Annotated in this window: 23 protein-coding genes; 9 read left to right on the top strand and 14 right to left on the bottom strand. The window is 62.4% G+C overall.

Annotation, left to right across the window (positions count from 1 at the left end; all coding sequences use genetic code 11):
- Positions 1-12: 12 nt before the first annotated feature.
- On the top strand, positions 13-594 hold the full coding sequence (gene sodB, locus CCR82_RS14400) for a superoxide dismutase [Fe] (protein ID WP_201246500.1): 582 nt from the start codon (positions 13-15) through the stop codon (positions 592-594).
- 363 nt (positions 595-957) lie between these two features.
- Here the strand turns inward: sodB and CCR82_RS14405 are convergent, their stop codons facing one another.
- From CCR82_RS14405 to CCR82_RS14435, 7 genes are all read right to left on the bottom strand, one after another.
- The gene (locus tag CCR82_RS14405; RefSeq protein ID WP_201246501.1) at positions 958-1278 is read right to left on the bottom strand and encodes a 4a-hydroxytetrahydrobiopterin dehydratase; all 321 of its coding nucleotides are present in this window, start codon (positions 1276-1278) and stop codon (positions 958-960) included.
- A gap of 168 nt (positions 1279-1446) precedes the next feature.
- Positions 1447-1893, bottom strand: coding sequence for a hypothetical protein (locus tag CCR82_RS14410; protein WP_201246502.1), 447 nt, complete (start codon positions 1891-1893; stop codon positions 1447-1449).
- 162 nt (positions 1894-2055) lie between these two features.
- Complete coding sequence (gene ilvB / locus CCR82_RS14415; RefSeq protein ID WP_201246503.1) at positions 2056-3819, bottom strand: biosynthetic-type acetolactate synthase large subunit; 1764 nt, start codon at positions 3817-3819, stop codon at positions 2056-2058.
- Positions 3820-3919: 100 nt separating this feature from the next.
- Positions 3920-5119 (bottom strand): acetate/propionate family kinase, encoded by a 1200-nt coding sequence (locus CCR82_RS14420; RefSeq protein ID WP_201246504.1) that lies wholly within the window; start codon positions 5117-5119, stop codon positions 3920-3922.
- Positions 5116-7212, bottom strand: coding sequence for a phosphate acetyltransferase (gene pta, locus CCR82_RS14425; protein ID WP_201246505.1), 2097 nt, complete (start codon positions 7210-7212; stop codon positions 5116-5118). The genes CCR82_RS14420 and pta overlap by 4 nt, the downstream gene beginning before the upstream one ends.
- Before the next feature lie 135 nt (positions 7213-7347).
- Positions 7348-8352, bottom strand: a complete 1005-nt coding sequence (locus CCR82_RS14430; protein WP_338073181.1) for a thioredoxin family protein — start codon at positions 8350-8352, stop codon at positions 7348-7350.
- Positions 8353-8482: 130 nt separating this feature from the next.
- Positions 8483-10087, bottom strand: a complete 1605-nt coding sequence (locus CCR82_RS14435) for a DEAD/DEAH box helicase (protein ID WP_201246507.1) — start codon at positions 10085-10087, stop codon at positions 8483-8485.
- Positions 10088-10526: 439 nt separating this feature from the next.
- Between CCR82_RS14435 and trxA the strand changes: the two genes are divergently transcribed.
- The 4 genes from trxA to CCR82_RS14455 all read left to right on the top strand — a co-directional run bounded on the left by trxA (position 10527) and on the right by CCR82_RS14455 (position 14508).
- A complete protein-coding gene (gene trxA, locus CCR82_RS14440; protein ID WP_201246508.1) occupies positions 10527-10853 on the top strand; it encodes a thioredoxin TrxA in 327 nt (108 codons plus the stop codon).
- A 191-nt stretch (positions 10854-11044) separates the two neighbouring features.
- On the top strand, positions 11045-12301 hold the full coding sequence (gene rho, locus CCR82_RS14445) for a transcription termination factor Rho (protein ID WP_201246509.1): 1257 nt from the start codon (positions 11045-11047) through the stop codon (positions 12299-12301).
- Between the two features lie 34 nt (positions 12302-12335).
- A complete protein-coding gene (murU, locus tag CCR82_RS14450) occupies positions 12336-13022 on the top strand; it encodes an N-acetylmuramate alpha-1-phosphate uridylyltransferase MurU (protein WP_201246510.1) in 687 nt (228 codons plus the stop codon).
- A gap of 34 nt (positions 13023-13056) precedes the next feature.
- Positions 13057-14508 (top strand): glutamate-cysteine ligase family protein, encoded by a 1452-nt coding sequence (locus CCR82_RS14455; protein WP_201246511.1) that lies wholly within the window; start codon positions 13057-13059, stop codon positions 14506-14508.
- Positions 14509-14563: 55 nt separating this feature from the next.
- Here CCR82_RS14455 and CCR82_RS14460 read toward each other — a convergent pair whose 3' ends face one another.
- The 3 genes from CCR82_RS14460 to CCR82_RS14470 all read right to left on the bottom strand — a co-directional run bounded on the left by CCR82_RS14460 (position 14564) and on the right by CCR82_RS14470 (position 17057).
- The gene (locus CCR82_RS14460; RefSeq protein ID WP_420827339.1) at positions 14564-15658 is read right to left on the bottom strand and encodes an AI-2E family transporter; all 1095 of its coding nucleotides are present in this window, start codon (positions 15656-15658) and stop codon (positions 14564-14566) included.
- A gap of 22 nt (positions 15659-15680) precedes the next feature.
- Positions 15681-16079: a hypothetical protein gene (locus tag CCR82_RS14465; protein ID WP_242513508.1), complete on the bottom strand. Its 399-nt coding sequence runs from the start codon at positions 16077-16079 to the stop codon at positions 15681-15683.
- 72 nt (positions 16080-16151) lie between these two features.
- The gene (locus tag CCR82_RS14470) at positions 16152-17057 is read right to left on the bottom strand and encodes a LysR family transcriptional regulator (RefSeq protein ID WP_201246552.1); all 906 of its coding nucleotides are present in this window, start codon (positions 17055-17057) and stop codon (positions 16152-16154) included.
- 210 nt (positions 17058-17267) lie between these two features.
- Here CCR82_RS14470 and CCR82_RS14475 point away from each other — a divergent pair, with 210 nt between their 5' ends.
- Complete coding sequence (locus CCR82_RS14475; protein WP_201246514.1) at positions 17268-18584, top strand: OmpP1/FadL family transporter; 1317 nt, start codon at positions 17268-17270, stop codon at positions 18582-18584.
- Positions 18585-18678: 94 nt separating this feature from the next.
- Here CCR82_RS14475 and dsrE2 read toward each other — a convergent pair whose 3' ends face one another.
- The 3 genes from dsrE2 to CCR82_RS14490 form a co-directional block, all read right to left on the bottom strand.
- Positions 18679-19158: a sulfur carrier protein DsrE2 gene (gene dsrE2 / locus CCR82_RS14480; RefSeq protein WP_201246515.1), complete on the bottom strand. Its 480-nt coding sequence runs from the start codon at positions 19156-19158 to the stop codon at positions 18679-18681.
- A gap of 63 nt (positions 19159-19221) precedes the next feature.
- On the bottom strand, positions 19222-19452 hold the full coding sequence (locus CCR82_RS14485; RefSeq protein WP_201246516.1) for a sulfurtransferase TusA family protein: 231 nt from the start codon (positions 19450-19452) through the stop codon (positions 19222-19224).
- Between the two features lie 165 nt (positions 19453-19617).
- Entirely contained in the window at positions 19618-19944 is a 327-nt protein-coding gene (locus CCR82_RS14490) for a rhodanese-like domain-containing protein (protein WP_201246517.1), read from the bottom strand.
- Positions 19945-20190: 246 nt separating this feature from the next.
- Between CCR82_RS14490 and cysG the strand changes: the two genes are divergently transcribed.
- Both cysG and CCR82_RS14500 read left to right on the top strand, forming a co-directional pair.
- On the top strand, positions 20191-21618 hold the full coding sequence (gene cysG, locus CCR82_RS14495; protein ID WP_201246518.1) for a siroheme synthase CysG: 1428 nt from the start codon (positions 20191-20193) through the stop codon (positions 21616-21618).
- Between the two features lie 65 nt (positions 21619-21683).
- Complete coding sequence (locus CCR82_RS14500; RefSeq protein ID WP_201246519.1) at positions 21684-21947, top strand: FmdB family zinc ribbon protein; 264 nt, start codon at positions 21684-21686, stop codon at positions 21945-21947.
- Between the two features lie 42 nt (positions 21948-21989).
- On the opposite strand, the gene CCR82_RS14505 is transcribed toward CCR82_RS14500, so the two are convergent.
- Positions 21990-23117, bottom strand: a complete 1128-nt coding sequence (locus tag CCR82_RS14505) for a S1C family serine protease (RefSeq protein WP_201246520.1) — start codon at positions 23115-23117, stop codon at positions 21990-21992.
- Between the two features lie 334 nt (positions 23118-23451).
- Here CCR82_RS14505 and CCR82_RS14510 point away from each other — a divergent pair, with 334 nt between their 5' ends.
- Positions 23452-23652 carry a YgaP family membrane protein gene (locus CCR82_RS14510; protein WP_201246521.1) on the top strand — a complete coding sequence of 67 codons (201 nt, stop codon included), beginning with the start codon at positions 23452-23454 and terminating at the stop codon, positions 23650-23652.
- Positions 23653-23700 lie beyond the last annotated feature (48 nt).

A 23700-nucleotide genomic window follows, 5' to 3' on the forward strand; every position in this document is an offset into this window, starting at 1 on the left:
AGGAGAGTCAGTATGGCACACGAACTTCCCCCACTTCCGTACGAGAAAAACGCCCTCGAGCCGGTCATCTCCGCCGAAACCCTCGAGTATCACTACGGCAAGCACCACCAGACCTACGTCAACAATCTCAACAACCTGGTGCCGGGAACCGAATTCGACGGCAAGTCGCTCGAGGAGATCATCAAATCCGCGTCCGGCGGCGTGTTCAACAACGCCGCGCAGGTCTGGAACCATACCTTCTACTGGAACTGCCTGAGCCCAAACGGCGGCGGCGAGCCCACCGGTCCCGTTGCCGACGCGATCAACGCCACGTTCGGCAGCTTCGACGAGTTTAAAAAGCAGTTCAGCCAATCCGCAGCCACCAACTTCGGCTCCGGCTGGACCTGGCTGGTCAAGAACAGCGACGGCAGCGTCGAGATCATGAATACCTCGAATGCCGGCACGCCAATGACGCACGGCAAGACCGCGCTACTGACCGTCGATGTGTGGGAGCATGCCTACTATATCGACTACCGCAACGCGAGGCCGAAGTACCTTGAAGCCATCTGGGACAAGATCAACTGGGATTTTGTCGCTAAGAACTTCGCAGGCTAGACCAACGTTACAACCTCATAAGCCGCGCCGAACCTCGGCGCGGCGAGAGGGTGGTGAAGGTCGCCATACGCAGGCCTGTTGAAAACTGCTACCACTGTGTCCAGCCGCATGGCGGTTCCACGCCTTCGACACAGTACGCTTGCTGCAGGGCTCACTGGAGGTTGATACAGGTGAACCGGGAGCGCTGTGTTAAGCGACCTCGGCCAACTGTTGGGAGGTGCCTTTACCATAAGTTGGTGCACGACATTTCCGTGGCTTCCCTTCCGGTCCCAATGGAGGACACCTGCTTCCTCAAGCTCTCGCAACAGCTCTTAATGTTGCGAGGCATGATCTTTGCCTCTAATGCCTCGGGCTTATAGACGCTCAGTGCTCAAAGATACGATCCCTCGAGATCGCTTCCATCCGCGTGGCAAGCTCAAAATCCAACTCAGTCAGACCGCCAACATCATGCGTGGCTAGGTCAACGCGGACGGTCTTGTAGACGTTGAACCATTCTGGATGATGGTCCATCGACTCGGCCTCAAGCGCGGCACGCGTCATGAACCCGAAGGCCTCACTGAAGTTGCGAAACTGGAAGGTCTTATGGAGCTTACCGCCTTCGATGGTCCAAGGCACGTCGGCGCCGGTGTTGAGCGACTGTAACGAGGTTGCGATCGCGTGATCGTCGAGCTTAACTCGGTGCATGGTCAGCCTCAGGATGCGGTTTAGGAAGTGGCACTAAGGATAAGGAAGGTCAGCAAGACGCGCGCCTTCTTCAAGTCACCCGGAAACGCAAGACCGTTGTGACATTTCCGCGCGCGACCCGCGGGCGCGAAGTCTCGCGCCCTGCGTGCACTCGCACCTTGCTCTCGCTCAGGCCGCCACCCGGTTTTTCTCCTCGAGCTTGCGGATCAGCGGATACAGATGCTCGGTCTCGCGTTGAATGCGATCCAGTACCAAGGCGAACATCTGCTCGGTCTCAGCCAGGAATTCATCGTAATCGCGGATCTGCAACCGGCGATGTGGCTCCGAGCACCAGTCCTTCAGATACTTATTAAAAATGCGCTTGATCTCGGTAGAGCCAGAGAGGAAGCGGTTCGCAGTGTTCTTCACCGACTGATCCGGATACGAGATCAATCGCCCGCAGAGTTCGCGATCAACCAGTTCGATATGTTCACGTACCTTGCCGGTGTACTCGAAGAAGACATCACAGGCGGTCTCGGTATCACACATCTCCCGACTCTGGATCAGGTAGAGAAAGACATTGGAGAGCTCAGTGATCTTGTGGTTCTGAGCGTGCAGTTGGGAAAAGGCAGTCATGGGGCAGTAATCCTCCAAAAGCAATAGATTGCCCCCTCGGGGGTCTTGGTGGTTCGGTCGTTTTTGGTTATAACTACTAGCATAGCAGCGGCAAAGACACAAGGAAGCGACGAACAGGCGCCAACCAAGGACGCGGCGATGGCAATAGGGTGTGGCTCGGCGTCACGTCCCTGTCAGGGCGTCTGCGGACTCAATCATCGTATCGAACCGACCGCCGGGCAGCACCATCGGCAGCACGTCTTCGGCCTTGTCGACCCAAACGTCGACCAGCACCGGCCCGGCCATCATCAGGGCTTGCTCAAGTACCTCGTGCAACCGTTCGGGCTCCTTGACCCGCAGAGTCTCGAGGCGAGGATAGACCTGCTTGAGTCCGAGCAGGTTCGGCATCTGGCGCCGGCAGGTCTGGTCGAGTGCCATGCAATCCGGATCGCAGTCGTGGCGCCGTGCCAGACAGGTTTCATAATGATGACCGCCGTCCATCATATCTTCCCACTGGCGCACCATGCCGAGGAAGCTATTGTTGAGCACGAACATCTTCAGCGGGATCGCGTTCGCGACCACGGTCGCCAGCTCCTGGATGTTCATCTGGAAGCTGCCGTCGCCATCGATCAGCACCACCGGTCGATCCGGACGGCCATACCAGGCGCCGATCGCCGCCGGCAGCCCAAAGCCCATGGTGCCGAGGCCACCGGAGCTGATCCACTGGCGTGGGCGCTGGAAGCGATAATACTGGGCCGACCACATCTGGTGTTGACCCACGCCGGTGACCAGGGTCGCATCGCCGGCGGTCAGCGCCGAGAGGGTCTCGACCACCGCTTGCGGTTTGATGTAATCGCCACTGCCATAGGGTAACGGCAACTGCCGGCGCCACTCGCCGACCTGTTCCAGCCAGCGCGGATGGCGCGCCTGGCGCGTGCTGGCCAGCGCATGGTCGAAAAACGCGCTCAGCGAGGCGACCAGGTGCAGCTCGGTCTTGATCGTCTTGTCGATCTCGGAGGGGTCGATGTCGACATGCGCGATGCGCTTGCCCAGGGCGAAGTCCTTGACCGCGACGCGATCATCGAAGCGCCCGCCCAGGCTCAGGATCAGGTCGGCATCGCGCAGCGCATAGTTGGCCGGCACGCTGCCGTGCATGCCGGGCATGCCAAGATAATAGGGCGCGTCGAAGGGTACCGCGCCGAGCGCGTTGAAGGTGGTGGTGACCGGCACCTCGAAGCGCTCGGCGACACGACACAGGGCCGCTGCGGCGCCGGCGTGGATGATGCCGCCGCCGGCCTTGATCACCGGCCGCTCGGCGCTGCTCAGCGCCTCGAGGATGGCATCGGCGCGCGCGGGCTCGAACGGGATCGCCGGGCGATGCCGGCGCCGTGCCGGGTGCGGCGCCAGGCAGGCGGCGAGTTGGACATCCTTGCAGATATCCACCACCACCGGCCCCGGGCGGCCGTGCTGGGCCAAGGCGAAGGCCTCGCGCAGCATCCACTCGAGATCATCGACATCACGCACCAGGTAATTGTGCTTGGAGAGCGGCCGCGTGAAACCGACGGTATCGACCTCCTGGAAGGCATCGCTGCCGATCGCATGGCTCGGCACCTGGCCGGTGATGAAGACCGTCGGCACCGAATCCTTGTGCGCGTCGGCGATCGGCGTGGCGAGATTGGTCGCGCCCGGCCCGGAGGTGGCGAGTGCGACCCCGACGCGCCCGCTCGCGCGCGCATAGCCCTCGGCCGAATGGCCGGCCCCGCCCTCCTGCCGGCAGAGCACGAAGCGCGGTACCGGCTCACCCCGGCGCATGCGCTTGTTCAGCTCCACATGCAGCGGGATCACCGCGCCGCCGGTATGCCCGAAGATGACCTCGACCCCGAGATCTTGCAGGACGTCGAAGAGCAAGGCGGCGCCGGTGGGATGCAGGCTAACGGAATCGTTCATCGGCAATCGACTGGATCAAGGGGATGGATCGAAGAGGTAACTTTTTATGATAACGGGCCAGCCGGTGAGCGTGTTGATCGGCGCCAACCAACACGGCGACTCAGCTCACCGCCGCGAGCGCCTCGCGTGCAATCTGCAGCTCTTCATTGGTCGGAATCACCCAGACCTGGATTGGGCTCTGCGGACTCGACACCGCCCGCTCCTCGCTCGAGGCGGCGGCATTGGCCTCGGCATCGAGCTGGATGCCAAGCGGCTCGAGGCCGCCGCAGGCACGCGCGCGCAGTTCGGCTGAGTTCTCGCCGATGCCGCCGGTGAAGACCAGGGCATCGGTCCGGCCGAGTTCGGCCAGATAGGCGCCGATGTACTTCTTCAGCCGATGGGCGGTGACGCCAAGGGCTAGTTCGGCGGCCTCGTCGCCCTCCTCGGCGCGGCGCTGGATCTCGCGCAGATCATTATCGCCGCAGAGACCGAGCAGCCCGCTCTGGCGATTGAGCAGATCCTCCAAGCGGTCGTTGTCGAGCCCAAGTTGCTGGCTCAAGTAGAAAGGCACCGCCGGGTCGATATCACCGCAGCGGGTGCCCATCACCAGGCCCTCGAGCGGAGTCATGCCCATCGAGGTATCGATGCTGCTGCCCTCGCGGATCGCGGTCGCGCTGGCGCCATTGCCCAGATGCAGGGTGATCAGGTTGCACTGCTCGAACGGCTTGCCGAGCCGCTCGGCGGCGCGCCGGCCGACATAATGATGCGAGGTACCGTGGAACCCGTAGCGGCGCACCCCGTGCTCGCGATACAGATCATCCGAGATCGCATAACGGTAGGCGGTGCGCGGCATGGTCTGATGGAAAGCGGTATCGAAGACCGCCACCTGCGGGGTGTTCGGGAACAGCGCGCGCGCGACCAGGATGCCATCGAGATTGGCCGGGTTGTGCAGCGGTGCCAGCGGGACGACCTGACGGATCGCTTCGATCACGTCGTCATCGACACAGGTTGGCGCATGAAAAGCCTCGCCCCCATGCACGACACGGTGCCCGACCGCCAACAGCTCCGCGGGGTCCGCCAAGGCGCCGCTGCGCGCTAGGGCGCCGGCGATGCGCTGCAACCCCTGCTGGTGATCGGGCATCGCCGCCCGCTCCTCCAGCGTCTGCGCGCTGCCCTTGGCATCGGTCCAACTGTAGCGCAGGACGGCCTCGGGCTCGCCGATGCGGGTCACCGAGCCTGCGGCCGGCACGCTCCAATCATCACTGCGAAAGAGCTGGAACTTGATCGACGAGCTGCCGGAATTGAGCACCAGCACCTTCATGAGGCCTCTCCGATGGTCTGCGCTTGGATCGCGGTGATGGCGACCGTGTTGACGATATCGGTGACGGTACAGCCGCGACTGAGGTCGTTGACCGGCTTATTCAGCCCCTGCAGCACCGGACCGATAGCCACCGCCCCAGCACTACGCTGCACCGCCTTGTAGGTGTTGTTGCCGGTATTCAAGTCGGGGAAGATGAACACCGTCGCCTGCCCGGCGACCTCGCTATCCGGCATCTTCGAGCGCGCGACGCTGGCATCGACCGCGGCATCGTACTGGATCGGCCCCTCGAGCTTGAGATCGGGACGGCGCTGGCGCGCGATCGCGACCGCCTCGCGGACCTTCTCGACATCGGCACCCTTGCCGGAGGCACCCGTCGAATAAGACAGCATCGCAATGCGTGGCTCCACGCCAAAGGCGGCGGCGGTGCCGGCCGAGGTGATGGCGATATCAGCAAGCTGCTCGGCATCCGGATTCGGGTTTACCGCACAGTCGCCATAGACCAGCACCCGATCCGGCATACACATGAAGAACACACTCGAGACCAGCTTGGTCTCGGGCTTAGTCTTGATGGTCTCGAACGACGGCCGAATCGTATGCTGAGTGGTGTGCAACGCGCCCGAGACCATGCCGTCGGCGTCGCCGGTATAGACCATCAGGGTGCCGAAGTAGCTCACATCTTCAAGCGCGTCGAAGGCGATCTGCTCCGAGATCCCCTTGTACGCGCGCAGACCATGATAAACGCTCGCGTACTCGGAACGCTTCGGCGACTCGACCGGGTTGATGATCTGGATGGCCTCGAGCTTCAGGCCTAATTCGCCGATCCGGCGTCGAATCTTCTCCGGATTGCCCAGCAGGATCAGCTCGGCGACACCGCGCAGGCTGAGAATCTCGGCGGCGCGCAGGATGCGTTCGTCCTGCCCCTCGGGCAGCACAATCCGCTTGCGTTCGGACTTGGCGCGTTGGATCAGCTCATATTCGAACATCAATGGCGTGATGCGCGAGGACTCATGTAAGGCAATACTCTGCTGCAGCCCCTTGATATCGACCGCGCTCTCGAACACGCCCAGCGCAGCGGCGATCTTGCGCTCATCGCCGGGCAGGATGACCGACTCGACCTTGTTTACCGCCAGCGCCGTCTGGAAGGTATCGCGATGAGTGCAGAGCACCGCGACCTTGCTGCGCCGCAGTCCGGACAACAGGCGCTGGACGTTCTCGGCTGGCTTCAGCCCACCGGTGAGCAGCAACCCCGCAACGCGCGGGAAGGAATCGGCAACATCGGCCGCCAGGCTGGCGAGGATGATGTCACTGCGATCACCCGCGGTGATGATCAGGCAGCCATCCTCGACATAATTCAGGAAATCCGGCACCTCCATGGCCGCGACCTTATAGTGGCTGACCACTTGGTTCAGCGCATCGGTCTCACCGCAGACCAGCTCGGTACCGAGCATCTTATGGATTTCGCCGATGGTTGGCTTCGACAGCGCCTCGCTCTCGGGCAGTACATGCAGGGTCTCGGTTTGCGGCAACACCGCTTGCGCGCGGCGTTTAACGATGTCGACATAGTCCGGATGCACCCCATTGACCACGGTCGCCAACAGGTCACCGCCACGGTTGATCATCGATTCGTGGGCCATGTGTACCGCGTGCAGCGCCTCCTCGGAGCTGCGCTGGAAGCCTTTGACCACGACCACGATGCTGCAGCCGAAATTGTTGGCCAGATCGGCGTTGAAGTCGAATTCTAGCGAGGGCACCAGGCCGTCGTAGTCAGTGCCGGCGCAGAGTACCAGGTCGCACTGCTCGTCGAGCAACATGAACTTGTTCAGGATCAGCTTTAGCAGCTCATCGTAATGCCCGGCGGCAGCCAGCTCACTAGCCATTTGTGCGGTGCAACCGTAGAGCATTTCGGCCTGGAACGGCAGATCGTAACGATCGCGGATCAAGCTCGTCAGGCTGTCCTCCTCAACCGGACCACTGACTACCGGCCGGAAAAAGCCGACGCGCCGATTGACCGCCGACAACATCTCCATGAAGCCCAACACGACCACCGATTTGCCGCTGCCCGATCCGGCGCCGGCGATGTAAATACTCTGCATAAACGACAATCTCCATGGGTCCAGGCGGCGAGCGCCTGTGACCGGGTTAGCATCCAATGATCATGCCGCAAGCGCGGACAGGATAGGTTACGGCACTTTGACAGCCGTCCGCGCGCCCTTCAAAGGCGCGCGCGCTTAGCGCATCTGACGCAGGCGCCAGCGCTGATAGCTGGGCTCCTGCCGATAGGCCTTGCTGGTCACATAGTCGAGCACGTTGCCGAGCCGATAGAAACCGACCACCGAATCCACACGCAGGATCTCACGGCCCTGCTCGTCGAAGAAAATCACCGCTGGCGCATAGAAAAGGCCCAGATCCGAGGCCCAATCGCGTGCCGTGGTGCGCACGCCCGCGGGCGTGATGAGCGGCGTTGGCGCCCACAGGTCGAGCTGGACATTGTCCAGGCTGGCAAAGCCCTCGGCAATCGCCTGATCCTGCAGGGACTGACCATGCAGGACATCGCAAGGATGGCAATCCCCCTGCTCGAAGAACACGGCGAGAGGCCGCTCGGCCGGGACCCGGCTGCGATCGAGATTGAACGGCGGCGACTGAAAGAAGGGCTGATCGTGCAGATCGGCGGCATCGAAGACCATACGATTGTCGCCGCGCGCGAGATAGTCCCGGAACCGCTCTTCGAGGTAGTGCTCATCGGCGACGTACTCGAGCGCGGCGCGGAACTGATAGGGCGGATAGTACCCGCGCAGACGCAAGACCTCACGGCCTTGCGCGTTGTAGAAAATCAGCGTCGGCGTAAATTCGGCCTCCTCGCGCACTGCAAAATCGCGTTCGGTCAGGGTGCGACCGCTCAGATCGGTGACCTCGGCAACGCCCCAGATATCGATCGGCGTGACATCGAAATGGCGCTTAGTGTACTCGACGATGTCCGTCTCGGAGCCGAAGTTCACATCCATGAGTTGGTGGCAGTAGGCGCAGCGCTTTTGGCCGAAGTACAGGATCAGGCCTTTCCCGGCGTCGCGCGCCGCCTCGAGATCGGCGCGCAGGTCCAAGAATGGATCATTGAACCAGGGCGGATAGCTCAACAACGCATCGCGCGGGCTATCATCGAACGCATAGGCATCAGCATCGGCCTCATCGTTGGCAAAGCCGGGGGCCGAGAAGCCCCAGGCGAAGAGGAACGCCACCTGCAGAAAAACGGCTAGCGACTGACGGAGAAGCGGGCGGAAAAGATTCGAACCAGACATCGACGCGATCGACTCCAAGGGTAGGACGCGAGAGGCGCGCGCAATCAGGCGTAGCACTCGCTGTTGAGACTCAGGTTTGTGGCGTCGGTTCAGGCTGGCCCGCGGACGGTCGGCGCGGGCGCCGACGGCGGCGCTTCTTGGGCGTACCGCTCGCGGAGGCGTTCGGCCCAGCCGGCGCGGCAGTCCCGTTTGGCGCGGGCGCTCTAGCGCCGGCGGTTGCATCGGCGGTATCACCGGTAGAGGTCGCGCTCGACCTGGGCTTAGGCCCCGGCTTGGCTGCTCCTTGCCGTTCGCGTCGTGGGCCTCCGCGCGCGCCCGCGCCCGACCCGCGTCCGCCATCACGGCCACTCTGGCGCCCACCATCACGCGGACGCCGTTCGACCCGGACCCGGCTTTTGGAGTCAACCTCGGCGAGCAAGTCGGGCTCAACAGTGCTGATCGGGATACGCGCCCCGACGAAGGCCTCGATATCGGGCCAGCCCATCGCATAACTCTCGCAGACAAAGCTGATCGCTTCACCGGCCGCGCCGGCGCGCGCGGTGCGGCCGATGCGATGCACATAGTCCTCAGCATCATCCGGCAGGTCGTAGTTGATGACATGGGTCACGCCCGGGATATGCAGACCGCGCGCGGCGACATCGGTGGCCACCATGGTCGCGAGTTCGCCCTCCTGGAATTGCCGCAGCAGGCTGAGGCGTTTCTTCTGCGGCACATCACCAGAGAGCATCGCAGCCTTGAGCCCATTACCCTCCAGATAGCCCCAGACCCGCTCGCCTTCGCGCTTGGTGTTGACAAAAACCATGCTGCGCGCATCCTCGAACTGACGCAGTAACCCAATCAGCAAAGGCACCTTTTCATCGTTGGCGACCATGTAGCCGCGTTGGGTCACGCGCTCGGCGGTCACCCGCTCCGGCGTAATCTCGACCCTCTTCGGATCATTCATGTGCTCATAGGCAAGCTCCATGACCCGATACGACAAGGTGGCCGAGAACAGCATGCCGAGACGCTCACTTGGCGCCGGCAAACGCCGCAGCACGAAGCGAATATCCTTGATGAAGCCGAGATCGAACATCCGATCGGCCTCATCGAGCACCACCACCTCGACATGCCGCAGGTCGAACACTCGTTGCTTCAAATAATCGATCAGCCGGCCCGGCGTGCCGATGAGGATATCGACACCGGCGGCAATCTTATCGCGCTGGGCCTGATACCCGGTCCCGCCATAGACGAGGCCGAGCCGGAATCGCGTTTTCGCCGCGAGCAGCTGGGCGTCCTTGTGGATCTGCACCGCAAGCTCGCGGGTCGGCGCCAAGATCAACACGCGCGGCTGACGCGGTGGCTGCACGGGCTTGCGCGGCGCATTATCTTGCTCATCATTCGACGCGGCACTGGGCTCGGGTTGATCATCCCCAGACGCCTGATCCACGCTCGGCGCCATCCCCGCGGCCATTTCAAACTGCAGCAAGCGTTGCAACGCCACTACGAGGAAGGCCGCCGTCTTACCGGTGCCCGTCTGCGCTTGCCCGGCAATGTCCTGGCCGGCGAGCGCGAGCGGCAGGGTCTCGGCCTGAATCGGCGTGCAATAGTGAAACCCAGCGGCCTCGAGGCCAGCGAGAATCCGGGGATGAAGATCAAACTGATCAAAGCGGGTATCGGTGAGGTGAGTCTGGGGCATAGAGGACCGAACGGGTGAAGACGTGGCGGGCGCATCGATGGATCAGGATGCGCGAGGACTTGCAAAACTTGATATCTTTAGCTCAAATAGCATCCTAACGCTGGCGGCGGCTTGTGCGCCAGCCAACCAACCCGCCCCATCCCGTCTCGACGCACCACCCAAGAGCATCAGGCGAGAGCGATTTCGGCAACGAGCATCATCGCAACAAGCATCATCCCGGTGCGGCCACACTAGACCAGCCAGCGGGCGGTCTTGCTCCCGGAGTCATTGCCAGCATTGCGATTGCGTCGCCGCACAGGGTGCAGCCCTCCAGCTTTATGTCGACGTTGGCCTTACCACCGAAATCGACACTGCAACCTTTGACGGGCACAACCTGTTGGCGCCGAAACCCATAGGCTGAAACACGCATCCAACACCCCCAACGTGGAGAGAGACCGAAGTGAGCGAGAGAATCGTCCATGTGACCGACGACACCTTCGAGCAAGAGGTGCTGCAGTCCGATCAACCCGTGCTCGTCGACTATTGGGCCAACTGGTGCGCACCCTGCAAGATGATCGCCCCGGTGCTCGAGGAGATCGCCGAGGAGTACGAGGGACGCATCAAGGTCGCCAAGCTCGATATCGACGAGAACCGAGCCGTGACCGAGCGCTTCAACGTGCGCGGCATCCCCACCCTGATCCTATTTAAGAATGGCGAGGCCGAGGCGATCAAGGTCGGCGCGGTCTCGAAGTCTCAACTGACCGTCTTCATCGATAGCAACCTTTGAATCAGCCACGCACGCGGCCCCGGCGCCGGCCCGGGAATCACACGCGCAACCGATCCGGCAACATCGAGACGGAGCCAGGCCAGCAGACCGACTCCGAAACCCCCACCGCCAGCGAGCCCGCCTCGTCCCCGCCCGATCCGCCGCGATCCTCGCGCGGGGAGCGCCCCCGACCGTCGTCGAATAGACCATCCATGAATCTCACCGAGCTAAAACAGATGCCCGTCCCTGCGCTGGTCGACCTGGCGCAGTCGATGGAACTCGAGGGCGTCGGTCGCTCCCGTAAGCAGGACCTGATCTTCGCTATCCTCAAGGCCAAGGCCAAACGCGGCGAGGACATCTACGGCGACGGCGTGCTCGAGATCCTCTCGGACGGCTTCGGCTTCCTGCGCTCGGCGGCCGCGTCCTTCCTCGCCGGCCCCGATGACATCTACGTCTCGCCGAGCCAGATCCGCCGCTTCGCGTTGCGCACCGGCGACAACATCTCCGGCAAGATCCGCCCGCCCAAGGATGGCGAGCGTTACTTCGCGCTGCTCAAGGTCGGGGATATCAACTTCGATCGGCCCGAGAACGCCAAGACCAAGATCCTGTTCGAGAACTTCACGCCACTGTTCGCTCAGCAGCGACTCGGGCTCGAGGTCGGCAACGGCAGCACCGAGGATCTCACCGCGCGCACGATCGACCTGATCGCGCCCATCGGCAAGGGCCAGCGCGGCCTGATCGTTTCCCCGCCCAAGGCCGGCAAGACGATGATCCTGCAGAACATCGCCCAATCGATCGCGCACAATCATCCCGAGGTGTTCCTGATCGTGCTGCTCATCGACGAGCGCCCGGAGGAGGTCACCGAGATGGATCGCTCGGTGCGTGGCGAGGTGATCTCCTCGACCTTCGACGAACCGGCGACGCGCCATGTGCAGGTCGCCGAGATGGTCATCGAGCGCGCCAAGCGTCTGGTCGAGCACAAGCGCGATGTGGTCATCCTGCTCGATAGCATCACCCGCCTGGCGCGCGCCTACAACACCGTGGTGCCCTCCTCGGGCAAGGTGCTCACCGGCGGCGTCGACGCCAATGCCTTGCAGCGACCGAAGCGCTTCTTTGGCGCCGCGCGCAACGTCGAGGAGGGCGGCTCGTTGTCGATCATCGCCACCGCGCTAGTCGAGACTGGCTCGCGCATGGACGACGTCATCTACGAGGAGTTCAAGGGGACTGGCAACATGGAACTGCACCTCGACCGGCGCATCTCCGAGAAGCGCATCTTCCCTGCGATCAACATCAACCGCTCCGGCACGCGTCGCGAGGAACTGTTGGTGCCGGCGGCCGAGCTGCAGAAGATGTGGATCCTGCGTAAGATCCTGCACCCGATGGATGAGCTGGCGGCGATCGAATTCCTCCTCGACAAGCTCAAGACCACCAAGACCAACAACGAGTTCTTCGACTCGATGCGGGGCTGATGCCCGACGGTCCCATGCCCGCTCGGTCCCACCGATGAAGGCGATGATCCTGGCCGCCGGGCGCGGCAACCGCATGCGCCCGCTCACCGACCACAGCCCGAAGCCACTGCTCGAGGTGGGCGGTCGTGCGCTGATCGTGCATCAGATTCGGCGCTTGCGCGAGGCCGGCATCACCGAGCTGGTGATCAATCACGCGCATCTTGGCGAGCAGATCGAGCAGGCGCTGGGCGATGGCCGCGCCTATGATGTGCGGATCCAGTACTCGCCCGAAGGGCCGGGGCAGGCGCTCGAGACCGGCGGCGGCATCCATCGCGCGCTGGCGCTCTTGGGTCCGGAGCCCTTCCTGGTGGTCAATGGCGACATCTGGTGCGATCTGGATTACCGTCGCCTGCGCCTCGAGGCGCACGACCTGGCCCAGATCGTCCTGGTCGATAACCCGCCGCATCACCCCGAAGGCGATTTCGCGCTCCGCGCTGGGCGCGCGCGACTCGACGCTAACGGTGATCGCCAGTTGACCTTCGCTGGCATCGGCCTCTATCACCCGCACCTGTTCGCGGACCGGGACCCTGGCGCCTTCCCGCTCGCCCCCTTGCTGCGCGAGGCCATGGCGGCGGGGCGCTGTGGCGGTCTATACCATGCCGGCGTCTGGCTCGATATCGGCACCCCAGAGCGTTTACAGACACTCGATCGCATGTTAAGGAGCAGTCAAATGAAGCGGTAGGCGACCTTGTGCCGGAGCGGAGGCAGCAGCGCGTATGGGCCAGGACATCGGCGATCACGCATTCACCCAGGCCGATTTTCGCGCCTTCGAGGCCCGCTTGAAGGCCGAGACCACGCTGCTCGAGCGCTGGTTCGCCGAGGACGCCTTCGCCCCCACTGAGCACGAGGGCGAGCGCACGGTCGGCTTCGAGCTTGAAGCCTGTTTGATCGATCGCCGCCATCAGGCCCCGGCACCGGTGATCGACGCCTTCCTCGAGCAGGTCCAGGATCCGCTCGTCGTCCCCGAGCTAGCGCGCTTCAACCTGGAGCTGAATAGCACCCCGGAGCCCCTCACCGGCAATGCGCTGAGCCGACTCCACGCCGAACTCGAGCGAACCCTGGCGCATTGCCAAACGGCGGCCGCCACGCTCGATGCACGGGTCGGCACCATTGGCATCCTGCCCACGCTGCGCCCCGAGCACCTGGTGCCAGCGCAGATGACCCCGCGTCCGCGCTATCGCGCGCTCAATGAGCAGATCCTGCGCCTGCGCGATGGCGCGCCGTTCCGGCTCGAGATCGAGGGCGAGCAGCCACTGACCATCGAGCAACCCGATGTCATGCTCGAAGCGGCGGCCACCTCGTTCCAGATCCATCTCAAGATCGGTGCTGCCGAGTCGGCGCGGGTCTTCAACGCCTCCAAACTGCTGGCGGCGATCTCGGTCGCGATCGGCGCCAACTCGCCCGCTCTGTTCGGCCGAGAACTTTGGTGCGAGACCCGCATCCCGCTGTTCGAGCAAGCGGTCTCGGTCGGCGACAGCCCGCTACGCGAACGGGTCGGTTTCGGCATCCGCTACGCCGATCAATCGGTCATGGAGTGCTTTCGCTCGAACATCGAGCGCTATCCGGTGCTGTTGCCGCATCTGATGGATGAGCCCTTGGAGCAGCTGGCGCATCTGCGTCTGCACAACGGCACCATCTGGCGCTGGAATCGGCCGTTGATCGGCTTCGAGCCCGCTGCGGCCGGCGCTCAACAGCCCCATCTTCGGATGGAGCATCGGGTCGCGGCGGCGGGGCCCTCGACGATCGACAACATCGCCAATGCCGCACTCTACGTCGGCGCCGTGCATGCTCTGGCGAGCGAGTCCAGGCCGCCGGAGCAGACCCTGACGTTCAATCAGGCCAGGGTCAACTTTTATCTCGCCGCCCGCTATGGGCTGGCGGCCGAGATCCTCTGGTACGACCACCGAGCGCGGATGCCGATCCATCGGCTCATCCTCGAGCGGGTGCTGCCCAAGGCGCACCTTGGGCTGGAAGCGCTCGGGATCGACCACGGCGAGATCGATGACTGGCTCGGCGTCATCGCGGCGCGCGCCCGCACCCGTCGCACCGGCGCGACCTGGCAGCGCGCCTGGGTGGCCAAGCACGGCCCGGACATGGCGGCCTTGACCGAGGCGTACCTGGCATGGCAGGCGAGCGGCAAGCCGGTGCACGAATGGACGCTGGACTGAGCGCGAACTGCTTGGATCGGACCAGCTCAACCCGGCCCAGATCAACCCAGCTCGACTACTCGCCAACCCCGGTGTCGAGAGAGACGCCCTTTGCCCGCTCGGCATCGATGTGCCGCGGCAGCGCGCTCAAGATCGCCTGCACCAGGGTTGCGAGCGGGATCGCGAAGAACACGCCCCAAAAGCCCCAGATGCCGCCAAAGACGAGGATCGCGACGATGATGGCCACCGGGTGCAGATCCACCACCTCGGAGAACAGCACCGGCACCAGCACATTGCCATCCAGCGCTTGGATGACAACGTAGGAGACGGCCAGCCAGACAAAGCTTGGCCCCCAACCCCACTGAAACCAGGCAATCAGCACCACTGGAATGGTCACGATCGAGGCCCCGATGTAGGGGATGATCACCGAGAGCCCGACCAGCACCGAGAGCAAGAGGGCATAGTTGAGCCCGAACAACGAGAAGGTGGCGAAGCTCACGGCCCAGACGATGAGGATCTCCCAGACCTTGCCGCGGACATAGTTCGAAATCTGCACATCCACCTTGGTCCAGATATCGCTCGCGATGGCGCGATGGCGCGGCAGCCACTGCCGGAACCAGGCCAGGATCAAGGCTTTGTCCTTGAGGAAGAAGAACACCAGCAAGGGCATCAGGATCACATAGACCAACAGCGTGATCACGCCGACCACGGAGGACAGCGACAGCGACAGCAACTGCTGACCGAGTCCGGCGATATCGCGACGGATACTGCCGATGAGTTCTTCGATCTGAGCGCTGGTGATGAGATCCGGGTAACGCTCGGGCAACTGCATCAGCGCCTGCTGCCCGTGGGCGAGCATGCTCGGCAGTTGTTGCAACAGGTCGCGAATCTGGCGCGAGACCGAGGGCAATACACCAATCAGCATCGACATCACGAACAGCATGAAGAGCGTGAACACCACCAGCACGGCCAACCAACGCGGCCAGCGCAGGCGCTCCAAGATCCCGACCAGCCCCTCGAGCAGATAGGCCAGGACGATGCTCGCCAGCACCGGCGTCAGCATCCGACCGAAGAACAGCAGGATCGCGAACAGGACCAGCAGCACGGAGACCAAGGACAGGATTTGTGGGTCGGAAAAAAACCGACTCAGCCAACGGGTCAAGGCGTGCACGGGCATGGCCGACGACTGTTGGTCAGAGGGGCTGTGCATCCTGGTTGGTACTCGGATCTGGCTCCTCGGCGGACCTGGAACCCTGGGTCTCGTAGCGCGCAAGAAATAATCTCTCAAGTTCGTCGATCACCGCTCCCGCGTCGCGTCCCTGCAGCACATGCGCAGCCATCAGGGCCGAGGTTTCATGCAGCATCTCGCTGGGATCGAGCATCGGGTAGACGCGACGTAGGCGCTTGATGGCCGCGACAACGCTTTCATCCGGCGGGCGCGGCTCATGTTGTGGCGTGCTGGGCGGGGTCTCGACAGACGCGCACTCGCCACCCGCTGCTCGCAAGGCGGCACCACCCGCGAGCAGAAACTCGCCAAATGCCATCAGGGTCGCTCGGTCCTGGGCATTGAGTGCGCGCAGAATCTTGAGCATTCGGCGCTCGTGCGCCGAGGCGCGTTCCATCGGAATCATTTCAGCCCCTGACTCATACCATTCCTCATGCCATTAGCGAAGTGTCCGATCCTTGCAGTATGCCCGAGCAAACTCGAGCAGTTCCTCCATCACCCGCAGCCTAAACTTGTGTTTCTGATGCACAAAGGAAAACGGCCGAAACAGCGGCGGTTCAAGGCGTAACGCGACCAAGGTTCCAAGCTTCAGTTCTTTCTGAACCGTCGCCTTGGAGACGATGGAGACACCCATGCCTGCTTCGACCGCCCCCTTGACCGCCTCAGGACTGCCAAGTTCCATGGCGACCTTGAGCGCACCAGCCCAGCCGGGGAGGCCATCGAGGTAATCGTTGATTACCTCACGCGTACCAGATCCCTCTTCGCGGCAGATGAAAGGATAATCCAGCACACGCCGGCAGGCCACGGGGCCCAGCAAGGCGAGATCATGGCCCGGCGGGACGATCGCGACCAACTCATCCTGCTTACAGGGTTCGACCACCAGGTTGCGATTCGCGACCGCGGACTCGACTACGCCAAGATCGATTGCATTGCGCTCAACCAGCGATACGATCCCCTCGCTGTTGGAGACCTTCAGATGGATGGCGATCTCCGGGTAACGCTTTTTGAAGTCGCCAAGCAGGGTCGGCAGCATGTATTCCGCGATCGTCGTGCTCGCGCCAATGGTCAGCGAGCCGCTGATGTCGCCGGTGAGTTCTCGCACGCCCTGTTCCATCTCGGCATAAAGCGTGAAGATGCGATCCGCGTACTCGAACACGCGACTGCCGGCATCAGTCAGGCTGATGCGGTTTCTACCGCGATCGAACAGCCGCGTATTGAATTGTTCCTCCAACTGTCTGACCTGAAAGGTGACCGCCGGCTGCGTCATGTGGAGCGCCTCGGCCGCCTTGGTGAAGCTCATCAAGCGTGCCACAGTATGAAACACCTGCAGTCGACGGTCTGCCATGGTCTCCTCGATGCCGCGTTCAGCCGGTGACGTTATAGCACAGGCGTTGCGTCTCAGCCCGCGCTGCTCGCGATTGCACGCAACAACAAATTCGCAACATATCTGGATTTTTACAACAACCTGGTGTAGGTTCCCCCGAGAATTCGGCGAGCGCCTACAAGAGCGCTCATCTACACAGCCCAAAGAGTCCGTATGAGGAGGCCGACCTCGATGTCTGAAAAACGCAATATTTGCGGATCACGGCTTACGACTGCCTGCGCAGTGATGGGCGTTTGCATTTCATCAAACCTCCAGGCTTCCGGGTTTGCGGTACCAGAGCTCTCCGCGACTGGCATCGGCACCGCCAATGCTTTGGTTGCGAATCCAGTGGATCGCGGTGCCGTGCCTTACAATCCGGCGGCGCTTGCTTTCCACGACGAGAGCTGGCTATCGGTGGGCAGCCTGCTGATTGGGCCGGAGTTCTCGGTAGACACCGCCAATGGCAGCGGCGACAGCGCTGGTGCGAATTGGCTTGCCGCGCCCATGCTTCAGGGCGCCATCAAGCTCAATGAACGCTGGTCGGCAGGCTTCAGTGTCAACGCGCCGTTCGGCCTGGAAACGCGCTGGAAGACCAACACCTTCGCACCGCTGAGCGGTAGCATCCCGTTACCACCTCCGCCTCATGGTCCAGGCGGCAGCGTGCCAGCCAGCCCCCAGCCGACGCAAAGCAGTCTCGAGATCCTCGACGTCGTACCCACTCTCACCTACGCCCTCTCGGATGAACTGGCGGTTGCCGTTGGCGCTGATCTCTACTGGGTAAAGTCGGCCAAACTCAACTCATCGATCACCCAGCTCGAGGGTGACGGCACCGGGCTGGGATTCAACCTCAGCGCGCTCTACGCAAAAGGGCCTTTCAGCGCGGGGATCAACTTCCACTCGAGCACCACCATCAATGTCGAGGGCAGTTACAGCGTCCTGAACCCGACGTTGCTGCTCATCGGCGCGCTGCAACCGAGTCAAACGGCGGAACTGGATCTGGATTTGCCGTGGCGGCTTCAGCTCGGCGTCCGTTACGCGTTCACCCCGGCGCTTGCGGTCGAGGTTGATTGGACCCGTAATGGCTGGAATACCTTTGAAGCGATCCAGGTGACGGGTGATCTCAATGGCGCCATCCTCTTCGAGGATCGAAACGATTGGGAAGACGCTAATGCCTATCGACTCGGAGTCACCTATCAGCTCCAAGAACAAACCCAGCTGCGTTTTGGCTATGCTTATGACGAAACACCACAGGGCGATGCATACTTCAGTGCCCGGGTTCCAGATAACGACCGCCACTTGTTCGGTATCGGCGTCGGCCACCGCTTAGGCGATGGCTGGCAGATCGAGGCTGGCTACATGTATGTGAAGTTCGAGGAACGCAAGTACCGCAGTGCCACCCTCTATCTGGGGGATGCCGAGATCAATGGTACCGATGCCATCGACGGCGATTACGAAGCCAACGCACATCTCATCGGACTCGCCGTCAGCAGGTCATTCGACGCCTTCTAATATAAGCGCCATTGCCAGCCTCCTAAGCGCATACACCTCGCCGCGCTTTTTAAAGGCCGCTCCGATCAGAACGGCCTTTCTTTTGCGCCAGTGCCTAGATATACAGACAGATATCGCTCTCGCCCGCGAACTCGAAGAAGGCTGCAGCGCCGGCATACTCGATGCCGTCGATAAATTCCGAAGAATCCATATCGAACAAGTCGACCGTCATTTGACAGGCGATCAGCTTCACGTCCGCCTCTTGGCAGAGCTCGCGCAGTTCATCGACACTAGCGACGCCCTTATCCTTCATCTTCTTCTTCATCATCCCGGTCATCATGCCCTGCATACCGGGCAGTGTCATGCCGAGAATCGGGAACCACTTATCCATGCCCATCGGCATGGGCATACCGGGATTGCCGAGCGGCGTCACCTGCAGCTCGAGCTTTTTCTTCAGCAATTGCAGCCCGTAGAAGGTAAAGAAGATCTGTGTCTCGTAACCGAGCGCAGCCGCAGTCGACGCCAGGATGAAGGGGGGGTAGGCCCAATCGAGCGAGCCCTTGGTGGCGATGATGGCCAGTTTTTTATCGTCCATCGTTTCCTCCCAGTGGAGCCCGGTGGCCGAGCCCCTGTTGTGTTTCAAGGGGTAAGCCGGAGGTCAGATCTTCTTGATCATGAAGTGAAACTTGCCACCGTCTTCCTTCGATTCCACCAGCTCATTTCCGGTCTGCTTTGAAAAGGCATCAAAGTCCTTGACCGAGCCGGGATCGGTCGCGATCACGTGCAACACCTGATCCGCTTCCATACCATTGAGGGTTTTCTTCGCACGTAGGATCGGCAGGGGGCAGTTGAGACCGCTTGCGTCTAGTTCTTGATCGAAGTCCGCCATCGAATAAACCTCACACTCTGTGTTGGAAAACGGGAGACCCGTTTCTAGTCTAAGACCCACGTTTGTGCGTTAGTATTTCAGCACAAACGAAGCTGCTGATTTTTAGCTCAAACCAAGCGAAAAGGCAACATCGGGAACATGCCATCGAGCCCGGTGCCCAAACGTTTAAGCGCCGCCGAGCGGCCCGAATGCGTAGCCGTGGCGGGCCCAAGCAATGATGCCACCGCGTAGATTCAGGGCATTGTCGAACCCCTGCTGGGCAAGAAATTGACAGCAGTGATACGAGCGTGCACCGCTTCGGCAGTAGACCACCATGTCTCGGTCGCGAGGCAGCTCCGCCGCGCGAACGGGGATGACCGCCATCGGGATGTGGATGGCATTCGGCAAGGCACCTTGTGCGACCTCCGAGGGCGTCCGAACATCGACGAGCAGGATATCGTCGCCTTGGCTCAGCCGCGACTTGAGGGTTTCGGAATCAATCTCTGTGACCACCTTAGGCTACCCAATCACCAAGTATTTCAGTATATTAACATGTCTGAAAGCAGGCGTCGCCGGTTCTTGCCCCGATGATCCGCCCCAGACAGCCGGAGTACGGCGTATGATCATTGGTCTGATGGGCGCCTGATTCCAGCCCATCACCAGCTCGCAAGCCCGGCCCGAGCGTGCTGCGGCCTGCACCAGCAGCGCAAGCGAGCGGTTCCGACTCTTACAGTTTCGCCCCGAGAGGCATGCTCAACGATGGAACACCTCCCCATCTTCCTGGATATCAAAGCGAAGCCCTGCCTGGTCGTCGGCGGAGGCCCGATCGCGCTGCGCAAGCTTGAGAACCTGAAGCGCGCCGGCGCCCAGATCCACGTCGTGGCACCGACCTTGACGTCCGAATTCCGTGCGCGCGTCGATGAGACCGAGATCCGCTATCACGCCCGTTGCTTCCAAGAGGGCGACATCGAAGGCATGCGGTTGGTCATCGCAGCCACCGATGATCGTGACGTCAATCGACAGATTTCCGCTCTCGCCAACGCGCGCGGCATTCCGGTCAACGTCGCCGATCAACCCGAGGACTGCACCTTCATCATGCCCTCGATCATCGACCGCTCGCCGGTGGTAGTCGCCGTCTCCACCGGCAGCGCCTCGCCGGTGCTCGCGCGCATGATCCGGGCGCGGCTGGAGTCCCTGGTGCCGGCCGGTTACGGGCGCCTCGCCGAACTCTGCGCCGACTATCGCGACAAGGTGAAGGCGCGCTTCGAGCAGCAGCGCGATCGCCGCCGCTTCTGGGATCGGGTGCTGCAGGGCGGGGTCGCCGAGCGCATTTTCTCCGGCCACTTGGCCGAGGCCCAGGTGGCAATGGAAAAAGAACTCGCTGCCGGCACCCAGGCCAGCACGGGCGAGGTCTATCTGGTCGGCGCCGGCCCGGGCGACCCGGACCTGCTCACCTTCCGCGCCCTGCGCCTGATGCAGCAGGCCGATGTGGTGGTCTACGACCGTCTCATCGCCAAGCCGATCATCGACATGGTGCGCCGCGATGCCGAGCATATCTACGTCGGCAAGCAGCGCAATCAGCACACCATGCGCCAAGAAGAGATCAACCAACTGCTCGCCCGCCTCGCCAAGGACGGCCACCGCGTGCTGCGACTCAAGGGCGGTGATCCCTTCATCTTTGGCCGCGGCGGCGAGGAGATCGACACCCTGGCCGCCGAGGGCGTGCCTTTCCAGGTGGTGCCCGGTATCACCGCCGCCAACGGCTGCGCCTGCTATGGCGGCATCCCGCTGACGCATCGCGACTATGCGCAATCGGTGACCTTCGTCACCGGCCACCTCAAGGACCACAGCATCGATCTGAACTGGCCCCAGTTGGCGCAGCCCAATCAGACGGTGGTATTCTACATGGGCCTGGTGGGGCTGCCGCAGATCATCGACAAATTGGTCGAGCATGGGGTCTCACCGCAGATGCCGGTGGCGCTGGTGCAGCAAGGCACCACCCACATGCAGAAGGTCTATGTCGGCACCTTGGCGACCATCCTGGCCGAGATCGAGGCCGATCCTCCGCAACCGCCCACCCTGGTCATCGTCGGCGAGGTGGTGCGATTGCGCGACAAGCTGGCCTGGTTCAGCACCGAGCCCGACCCCGAACAGGGCGCGACCACGCCGATCCTGCCCGGCGACTGAGTTTCTCGTCCCCGATTGCTATAATCGCGCGTGATCAGTGACAACGGATACACGGAGATCCATCCATGCCAACCTACGATTATCGCTGTGAGAACAACGGCCAAGTGGTCGAGGTCAATCATCGCATGAGCGAAACGATCAACACCTGGGGCGAGCTCTGCGAACGCGCCGAGATCCCCTGTGGCGACACCCCGGCCTCGACCCCGGTCAGCCGCATGGCCACTGGCGGCAACCTGATCTCGAGCAGTGCGCTCGGCAGCGGTGCCGCGCCAGCGCCCGCCTGTGGCGCCGGCGGCTGCTGCCCTACCGGTGTGTGCGGACTCGACTGAGACGCGAGGACGCCGGCCCGCACAGTCTTAAAGAGAGGACGCTCAGTCCCGATCCAGCGCTTGGCCACCGAGGTCGATGGGCACATCGACACGGCGGCCCTCCCTGAGAATCGCAAGCGTCACCCGGTCACCGACCTGATACTGCTCCAGGACCTGGATCAGCTCCTCCATCTCGCTGACCGGATGTCCGTCTACTCGCTGAATGATGTCGCCCGGCAGGACTTCCCCTGTCGGGCTCACCCGCGTCTCGATCAGCCCAGCGTTCTCAGCTGGAGAGCCCGAACCGACGCCGAGCACCAACACCCCTTCGACCCCAAGTTGTTTCAGGATCGGTTGGCTCATGCCGTCGTCACCCACAATGCCGATATGCGGTCGCATGTAACGGCCACGCGCAATCAGCTGCGGCACCACGCGATTGATGGTATCCACCGGCACCGCAAAGCCGATCCCGGTAAAAGTGCCCGAGGTGCTGAAGATGGCCGTATTGATACCGATCAGCCGCCCCGCGCTGTCGATCAAGGGGCCGCCTGAGTGACCTGGATTGATCGCCGCGTCGGTCTGGATCAGGCTACGGATCTCGCCGGAGCGCTCGTTATAGACAGTGCGTTCCAAGGCCGATACCACGCCGGTGGTGAGGCTGTAGTCAAAACCAAACGGATTGCCGATCGCAAACACCTTCTGCCCCACCCTGAGATCGGCACTACGGCCGATCGGCACAGGCGTCGGCGCCTGCCATGCACCGCTGATCCTGAGCACGGCCAGATCATGGGCCGGACTTTTACCGACCAGCTCGGCGCGGAAACTGCGCTGATCGGCTAGTCGCACCCAGGCCGCGCTGGCCTCGGCGACCACATGCCAGTTCGTCACGATATGACGCTGGTCGTCCCACACGAAGCCCGAGCCGGTGCCGCGCCGAACCTCGCCGGGCTCCCGCGTCCAAGGGCTGACCAACTGATTCGTGGTGGTGATATACACCACGGAGGGACTGACGGATTCAAAGATCGCGATTGTCGAACGCTCATCAGCCGCTAGCTCTCCGCGCGCCGTCACGGCTCTTGGTTCCGCCGCGCGCTCGATCAGCCACATCTCGATCCAGGGCCGGAACGCTAACAGAGCAAGAAAGGCGATAACGGCCCAAAACAGGGTGCGGGACAACTGGAATCCGTGCATGGTACTGGGGCTTCAACAAGCGGGAGCAGAGGACTTGGCTGCCCAGAATAGCGACTCTGCGGGATAAGCACCGTAAATTCGCCGCATGGATTGTTCAATCGCAACGCTCATGTGGGCTGTTTGGCCGTATAATCGGGTATCACGTAGCGGATCCACACGCGATTCCGCTGCGCACTCATGGGCATGGTCCTCGGCATCGGTCCAGATGCGGGAAATCCCAAACCATCGCCCCCATCTTCCCAAACATGCCTCGGCAGCCGCGTCTTGATTCTCCAAACAGTCGCAGCGGCCAGCGCGATGAACCCATCATCCATCGACCCTCAGGAGTTCTCCTATGAACCTCGTTAAGAATGTCGGACAAACCGATCGCAACATCCGTTACGCCGTCGCCGGCGTCCTGGTTCTCCTCGGCGTCATCAGCGCCTCATGGCTGTTGAGCGTGCTCGGCTTGATCGTGCTCGCAACCGCTTATCTCGGCACCTGCGGCGCTTACATCCCGCTCGGCATCAGTACCAAAAAGAACGACGAGCAATGATCTGAGCGGCAATCGCTCGTCTCGGCACAAGGAAGTGCCACCTCACCT

The organism is Halochromatium salexigens (genome assembly GCF_016653295.1).
Lineage (GTDB): Bacteria > Pseudomonadota > Gammaproteobacteria > Chromatiales > Chromatiaceae > Lamprobacter > Lamprobacter salexigens.

What these genes read in the sequence shown, in the direction of transcription:
- CCR82_RS14510 (WP_201246521.1), top strand. Translation starts at nt 23,452, where the DNA reads ATGAACCTCGTTAAGAATGTCGGACAAACCGATCGCAACATCCGTTAC.
- CCR82_RS14485 (WP_201246516.1), bottom strand. Translation starts at nt 19,452, where the DNA reads ATGGCGGACTTCGATCAAGAACTAGACGCAAGCGGTCTCAACTGCCCC.
- CCR82_RS14420 (WP_201246504.1), bottom strand. Translation starts at nt 5,119, where the DNA reads ATGAAGGTGCTGGTGCTCAATTCCGGCAGCTCGTCGATCAAGTTCCAG.
- CCR82_RS14410 (WP_201246502.1), bottom strand. Translation starts at nt 1,893, where the DNA reads ATGACTGCCTTTTCCCAACTGCACGCTCAGAACCACAAGATCACTGAG.
- rho (WP_201246509.1), top strand. Translation starts at nt 11,045, where the DNA reads ATGAATCTCACCGAGCTAAAACAGATGCCCGTCCCTGCGCTGGTCGAC.
- CCR82_RS14435 (WP_201246507.1), bottom strand. Translation starts at nt 10,087, where the DNA reads ATGCCCCAGACTCACCTCACCGATACCCGCTTTGATCAGTTTGATCTT.
- CCR82_RS14470 (WP_201246552.1), bottom strand. Translation starts at nt 17,057, where the DNA reads ATGGCAGACCGTCGACTGCAGGTGTTTCATACTGTGGCACGCTTGATG.
- dsrE2 (WP_201246515.1), bottom strand. Translation starts at nt 19,158, where the DNA reads ATGGACGATAAAAAACTGGCCATCATCGCCACCAAGGGCTCGCTCGAT.
- CCR82_RS14405 (WP_201246501.1), bottom strand. Translation starts at nt 1,278, where the DNA reads ATGCACCGAGTTAAGCTCGACGATCACGCGATCGCAACCTCGTTACAG.
- ilvB (WP_201246503.1), bottom strand. Translation starts at nt 3,819, where the DNA reads ATGAACGATTCCGTTAGCCTGCATCCCACCGGCGCCGCCTTGCTCTTC.
- CCR82_RS14475 (WP_201246514.1), top strand. Translation starts at nt 17,268, where the DNA reads ATGTCTGAAAAACGCAATATTTGCGGATCACGGCTTACGACTGCCTGC.
- CCR82_RS14505 (WP_201246520.1), bottom strand. Translation starts at nt 23,117, where the DNA reads ATGCACGGATTCCAGTTGTCCCGCACCCTGTTTTGGGCCGTTATCGCC.
- pta (WP_201246505.1), bottom strand. Translation starts at nt 7,212, where the DNA reads ATGCAGAGTATTTACATCGCCGGCGCCGGATCGGGCAGCGGCAAATCG.
- CCR82_RS14465 (WP_242513508.1), bottom strand. Translation starts at nt 16,079, where the DNA reads ATGCTCAAGATTCTGCGCGCACTCAATGCCCAGGACCGAGCGACCCTG.
- CCR82_RS14455 (WP_201246511.1), top strand. Translation starts at nt 13,057, where the DNA reads ATGGGCCAGGACATCGGCGATCACGCATTCACCCAGGCCGATTTTCGC.
- murU (WP_201246510.1), top strand. Translation starts at nt 12,336, where the DNA reads ATGAAGGCGATGATCCTGGCCGCCGGGCGCGGCAACCGCATGCGCCCG.
- sodB (WP_201246500.1), top strand. Translation starts at nt 13, where the DNA reads ATGGCACACGAACTTCCCCCACTTCCGTACGAGAAAAACGCCCTCGAG.
- CCR82_RS14500 (WP_201246519.1), top strand. Translation starts at nt 21,684, where the DNA reads ATGCCAACCTACGATTATCGCTGTGAGAACAACGGCCAAGTGGTCGAG.
- cysG (WP_201246518.1), top strand. Translation starts at nt 20,191, where the DNA reads ATGGAACACCTCCCCATCTTCCTGGATATCAAAGCGAAGCCCTGCCTG.